2 protein-coding genes are annotated in these 6,755 nt (G+C 60.1%); one reads left to right on the top strand and one right to left on the bottom strand.

Annotated features, from left to right (window positions below; all coding sequences use genetic code 11):
• Window positions 1–595 precede the first annotated feature (595 nt).
• The gene (metH, locus tag AC1DIH_RS24375; RefSeq protein ID WP_477766184.1) at window positions 596–4,306 is read right to left on the bottom strand and encodes a methionine synthase; all 3,711 of its coding nucleotides are present in this window, start codon (window positions 4,304–4,306) and stop codon (window positions 596–598) included.
• Window positions 4,307–4,461: 155 nt separating this feature from the next.
• Here metH and AC1DIH_RS24370 point away from each other — a divergent pair, with 155 nt between their 5' ends.
• On the top strand, window positions 4,462–6,753 hold the full coding sequence (locus AC1DIH_RS24370) for a fatty acid cis/trans isomerase (protein WP_477773585.1): 2,292 nt from the start codon (window positions 4,462–4,464) through the stop codon (window positions 6,751–6,753).
• Window positions 6,754–6,755 lie beyond the last annotated feature (2 nt).

Genomic DNA, 6,755 nt, shown 5'->3' with positions numbered 1-6,755 from the left:
TGTCTCTATCGTCGGCCTTGCCGATGAATTCCTTATTGGCGCTTTTGGGTAGAAGGGGTGGGACGAAGTCTCCCACGGTCTGTACTGGCTAGAGTCAGAATCGGGCTTTTAGTCCCACCCACCCCTTCAAGTCTAAACATACAAGCCGGGCTTGCCCGCGATGGCGGCCTGACAGCCGACCAGTCTCTTACAGGTGTACATATCCATTTCTGCGGTAACGGCGGCTGGCGGTTTCGCCCTTACGGCGACTCACTTTTTTTACAAGCGCCTAAAAAAAGTAAGCAAAAAATCACTCTCCCCAAGCGTACGGCACCTCGCCTAGGCTCGGCGTACCCTCGCTCCGGCATTCATCAGGGGGCATCGCCTACGGTCTGCTTCGCGACGACCTCCTCTCGATGTGTCCGGCTGCGCCGTACGGCGCTGCGCGCCCACCCCCTGATGAACACCTCCACTCGGCCTTCCGAAGGGGCGGGTGGATCAAGATCAAGATCAAGATCAACAGCGGCAGGCGAGCTAACGCTCGGCCTGTTGAGTGGTTGGGGGGGGCGCGGGCGCGGCGCTTTATTGTGTGCCGTAGGCTGCGATCTTTTGATCCTTAGTTGTCGTAACCGAGGTTCGGTGCTAGCCAGCGTTCACTCACGCTCAGTTCCTGGCCTTTGCGAGCGGTGTAGCTTTGCACTTGATCCTTGTCGATTTTGCCGACGGCAAAGTACTGCGCCTGTGGGTGGGCGAAGTACCAGCCGCTGACGGCGGCGGCCGGGAACATGGCGTAGTGTTCGGTGAGGAACACCCCGCTGCGACCGGCGTGCATTTCACTGGCCTCGGGATCCAGCAACGAGAACAGTGTACCTTTCTCGGTGTGGTCCGGGCAGGCCGGATAGCCCGGGGCAGGGCGGATGCCGGTGTATTGCTCCTTGATCAGCGCCTCGTTGTCGAGGGCCTCGTCCTTGGCATAACCCCAGTAGTTTTTACGAACCTGCTGGTGCAGCCATTCGGCACAGGCTTCGGCCAGACGGTCGGCCAGTGCCTTGACCATGATCGAGTTGTAGTCGTCGCCAGCGTCCTGATAGGCCTTGGCGACTTCTTCGGCGCCGATCCCGGCGGTGGTGATGAAACCACCGACATAGTCGGTAATGCCGCTGTCTTTTGGTGCGACGAAGTCGGCCAGGGAGAAGTTCGGCTTGCCGTCGGTCTTGATGATCTGCTGGCGCAGGTGATGCAAGCGGGCCAACGGCTTGCCGTCATCGCCGTAGACTTCCAGGTCATCGTCGTGCACCTGATTGGCCGGCCAGAAGCCAAACACCGCACGGGCGCTGATGAGTTTTTCGTCGATCAGTTTGGCGAGCATTTCCTGAGCGTCGGCGTACAGCGCGGTGGCGGCTTCGCCGACTACTTCGTCCTGGAGGATGCGCGGGAATTTACCGGCCAGGTCCCAGGAGATGAAGAACGGCGTCCAGTCGATGTACTCGGCCAGCACCTTCAAATCAATGTTGTCCAGCACCTTGGCGCCAGTGAACGTCGGCTTGACCGGTTCGTAAGAACTCCAGTCGAACTGCGGCTTCTTGGCGATCGCCGCCGGGTAGCTCAGGCGCTCGGTGCGGGCGCTGCGGTTGGCGGTGCGCTCGCGGACTTCGATGTATTCCTCACGGGTTTTCTCGACGAAACCCGCCTTCAGTTCCTTGGACAGCAACTGCGTCGCCACGCCGACGGCGCGCGAAGCGTCGGTGACGTAGACCACCGCGTCGTTGCTGTACTTGGGTTCGATCTTCACCGCCGTGTGAGCCTTGGAGGTGGTTGCGCCACCGATCATCAGCGGCAGATGGAAATCCTGGCGCTGCATCTCGCGGGCCACATGGACCATCTCGTCCAGCGAAGGCGTGATCAAGCCGGACAGGCCGATGATGTCGCACTTCTGCTCTTTGGCCACTTGCAGGATTTTCTCCGCCGGGACCATCACGCCGAGGTCAACGATGTCATAGCCGTTACAGCCGAGTACCACGCCGACGATGTTCTTGCCGATGTCGTGGACGTCGCCCTTGACCGTGGCCATCAGGATCTTGCCCTTGGCTTCCGGCTTGTCGCCTTTTTCCAGTTCGATGAACGGGATCAGGTGCGCCACCGCCTGCTTCATCACGCGGGCGGATTTCACCACCTGCGGCAGGAACATCTTGCCGGCGCCAAACAGGTCGCCAACGATGTTCATGCCGGACATCAGCGGGCCTTCGATGACCTCGATCGGCCGGGCGAAGGACTGCCGGGATTCTTCGGTGTCTTCGACAATGTGCGTGGTGATGCCTTTGACCAGCGCGTGCTCAAGACGCTTGTTGACGTCCCAGCTGCGCCATTCTTCGGTCTCGGCTTCCTTGACGCTGCCATCGCCCTTGTACTTGTCGGCAATCGCCAGCAGGGCGTCGGTGCCGTCAGGGGTGCGGTTGAGGATCACGTCCTCGACGGCGTCGCGCAGTTCGGCCGGGATCTGGTCGTAGATCTCCAGTTGACCGGCGTTGACGATACCCATGGTCAGGCCGTTGCGGATCGCATACAGCAGGAACACCGAGTGGATCGCTTCACGCACCGGGTTGTTGCCACGGAACGAGAACGACACGTTGGACACGCCGCCCGAGGTCAACGCGTAGGGCAGTTCGTCACGGATATAGGCGCAGGCGTTGATGAAGTCGACCGCATAGTTGTTGTGCTCTTCGATACCGGTGGCGACGGCGAAGATGTTCGGGTCGAAGATGATGTCTTCCGGTGGGAAGTCGACTTCGTTGACCAGAATGTCGTAGGAGCGTTTGCAGATCTCTTTCTTGCGCGCTTCGGTGTCGGCCTGGCCGGCTTCGTCGAAGGCCATCACCACCACGGCAGCGCCATAGCGCTTGCACAGTTTGGCGTGGTGAATGAACTGCTCGACGCCTTCCTTCATGCTGATGGAGTTGACGATGCCCTTGCCCTGGATGCACTTGAGGCCGGCTTCGATCACTTCCCATTTCGACGAGTCGATCATGATCGGCACGCGGGAGATGTCCGGCTCGCCAGCGATCAGATTGAGGAAGGTCACCATGGCCTTCTTCGAATCGAGCATGCCCTCGTCCATGTTGATGTCGATCACCTGTGCACCGGCTTCGACCTGTTGCAGGGCGACTTCCAGCGCTTCGGTGTAGTTGTCTTCACGGATCAAGCGGGCGAACTTGGCGGAACCGGTGATGTTGGTCCGCTCGCCGACGTTGACGAACAACGAGCTGCGATCGATGGTGAACGGCTCCAGGCCCGAAAGGCGGCAGGCCTTGGGGATGTCCGGAATCTGCCGTGGCGCGTAACCGGCGACCGCTTTGGCGATGGCCTCGATGTGCCCCGGCGTGGTGCCGCAGCAACCGCCGACGATGTTCAGGAAACCGCTTTGGGCGAACTCTTCGATGACTTTGGCGGTTTGCGCTGGCAGCTCATCGTATTCACCGAATTCATTCGGCAGGCCGGCGTTCGGGTGCGCCGACACGTAGGTGCTGGCCTTGTTCGACAGTTCTTCCAGGTACGGGCGCAGCTCACGGGCGCCAAGGGCGCAGTTCAGGCCGACGGAAATCGGCTTGGCGTGGGCTATGGAGTTCCAGAAGGCTTCGGTGGTCTGGCCGGACAGGGTGCGGCCAGAGGCATCGGTGATGGTCCCGGAAATCATGATCGGTAATTCGAAACCGACTTCCTCGAACACGCCCTGCACGGCGAAGATCGCGGCTTTGGCGTTCAGGGTGTCGAAAATGGTTTCAATCAGGATCAGGTCGGCGCCGCCTTCGATCAGGCCTTTGGTGGCCTCGGTGTAGTTCTCCACCAGTTCATCGAAGGTCACGTTGCGGTAGCCGGGGTTGTTTACGTCCGGCGACAGCGAGCAAGTGCGGCTGGTCGGGCCGAGGACACCGGCGACAAAACGTGGTTTGTCCGGGGTTTCGAGAGTCTTGGCGTCCGCCACCTTGCGTGCAAGGCGCGCACCTTCTACGTTTAACTCGTACGCCAGGCCCTGCATGCCGTAGTCGGCCTGGGATACCTGGGTGGCGTTGAAGGTGTTGGTTTCCAGAATGTCGGCGCCGGCATCCAGGTATTGCTTCTCGATCGCCCCGATTACGTCCGGGCGGCTCAGTACCAGCAAGTCGTTGTTACCCTTGACGTCGCTTGGCCAGTCGGCAAAGCGTTTGCCACGGTAGTCCTGCTCCTCGAGCTTGAAGCTCTGGATCATTGTGCCCATGCCGCCATCGAGAATCAGGATGCGCTCTTTGAGGGCTTGCTTGAGGACGTGTAGGCGAGCACTGCGATCGGACATTGGGACTACCTGGTAAGGCCATTACGAAGGGCCGGAATGATAGCAAACCTGTGTGCAATTAGAGCATGAGCTGCTTTTGCATGAATATCGCTCATGTTGATGAACAGGCCAGGACGGTAGAATCGCGACGTTTTTTCATGATCGGGACCAGGGATATGTCGTATCGCGTTTTCATCAGCCTCTTTGTGCTGCTTATAAGCAGTGTCGCCACAGCACAAGGCACGGCGCCAGCGATCTCCTATACCCGCGACATACAACCGATCTTCACTGAAAAATGCGTGGCCTGCCATGCCTGCTATGACTCCGCCTGTCAGCTCAATCTGGGCAGTGGTGAAGGTGCGGCGCGTGGCGCCACCAAGCGCCTGGTCTATGATGGCCAGCGCAGCCAGGCGGCTCAACCGACCCGGCTGTTTTATGATGCTTTTGGCAAGACGGCCTGGCAGTCCAGGGGCTTTAGTTCGGTACTCGATGCTCAGGGCAGTCAGGCGGCGCTGATGGCGCGCATGCTTGAACTCGGCCACCGGACGCCGCTGCAACCCAACGCCAGGTTGCCGGAAGAGATTGTGCTGGGACTCAATCGCGAGACCATGTGCCCGATGCCAGGAGAATTCGAGGCCTATGCCGGCGCCCATCCGAAAGAAGGCATGCCGCTGGCGGTGACCGGGCTGACCGATCAGCAATACCAGACGCTGCAACGCTGGCTGGCCTCCGGTGCACCCATCGACCAGCAGGGCCTGGTCCCCAGCGCCAGGGAAGCCTTGCAGGTGGTGCAGTGGGAAAACCTGCTGAACGCGCCGGGCGCCCGTGAAAGTCTGGTGGCACGCTGGTTGTTCGAGCACTGGTTTCTGGCGCATATCTACTTCAAGGACGGCGAGCCGGGGCACTTCTTCCAGTGGGTGCGTTCGCGCACACCGACGGGCCAGCCGATCGACCTGATCAACAGCCGTCGCCCGAACGATGACCCGGGCACCCAGGTGTATTACCGCTTGTGGCCGGTGCAAGGGGTGATTGTGCACAAGACGCACATCACTTATCCGCTGAGCCCGGCGAAAATGGCCCGGATCAAGACCCTGTTCTATAACGGCAACTGGCAGGTCCACGCCTTGCCGGGTTATGGCCCGGAACGTCGTGCCAATCCGTTCGAGACCTTCCAGGCGATTCCGGCCCAGGCCCGTTATCAGTTCATGCTCGATAACGCCGAATACTTCGTGCGCACCTTTATCCGTGGCCCGGTCTGTCGCGGGCAGATCGCTACCGACGTGATCCGCGACAACTTCTGGGCGTTTTTCCAGGCGCCGGAACACGACCTGTACATCACCGATCCGAGTTATCGCGGCAAGGCCACGCCATTGCTGGCCATGCCTGGCCAGAATGACGATGTCGGCAGCGTGCTGAGCCTGTGGYATGCCTACCGCGACAAGCGTAACGAGTACGAAGCCTTGCGCCGTGACACCTACGCCAAGGCACACGCGCCGAGTTGGTCGACCTTGTGGGCCGGTAATGACAACGCCTTGCTGAGCATCTTCCGGCATTTTGACAGTGCTTCGGTGAGCAAGGGGTTGATCGGTGAAGTGCCGCAGACCATGTGGCTGTTCGACTACCCGTTGCTGGAGCGCACCTATTATCAGTTGGCGGTCAACTTCGATGTGTTCGGCAACGTTTCCCATCAGGCGCAGACCCGGCTGTATTTCGACTTGATCCGTAACGGCGCCGAGCAGAACTTCCTGCGCCTGATGCCGGCCGATTCACGCGACGGGTATCTGGACGACTGGTATCAGAGCAGCGGCAAATTCAAGATGTGGCTGGATTACGAAAGCATCGACAACGACAAACCGACTGCGCTGAAACTCGACGAGAAAGACCCGAAGCGCGACTTCGCCCAGCAATTGCTGATGCGTTACGGCGACCTGAACGCCAGGCCTGATCCGATCAATCGCTGCGACGGGGCGTATTGCTCACGGCCCAATATCGATCCGGCCTTGCAGAATGCCGAGCAGGCGTTGAGTCGCCTGACCGCACGCCCGGCGGCCGGGCTCAAGGTGATCGACCAGTTGCCGGAAGCGACGATGCTGCGCATCGAAACTCGCAGCGGCAAGCGCGAGGTGTACAGCCTGCTGCGCAACCGTGCCCACAGCAACGTGGCGTTCCTGCTCGGCGAGGCATTGCGCTATCAGCCGGGGCTGGACACCTTGACCATTTATCCCGGTGTGCTCAGCAGCTACCCGAACTTCATGTTCAACATTCCGGCTGAGCAAGTGCCGGCGTTTGTCACTGAGATGGAGAACGCCAAGGATGCCCAGGGCTTCGAGAAAATCGTCGAGCACTGGGGTATTCGTCGCAGCCACCCGCAGTTCTGGCAGTATTTCCACGATTTGAGCCGGTATATCCACGAGACCGATCCGGTGGAAGAGGGCGTACTGGACATGAATCGCTATGAAAACCTCTGATC

It is taken from the genome of Pseudomonas sp. 05N36, assembly GCF_056397385.1.
This window is presented reverse-complemented; position numbering and strand designations above follow the sequence as displayed.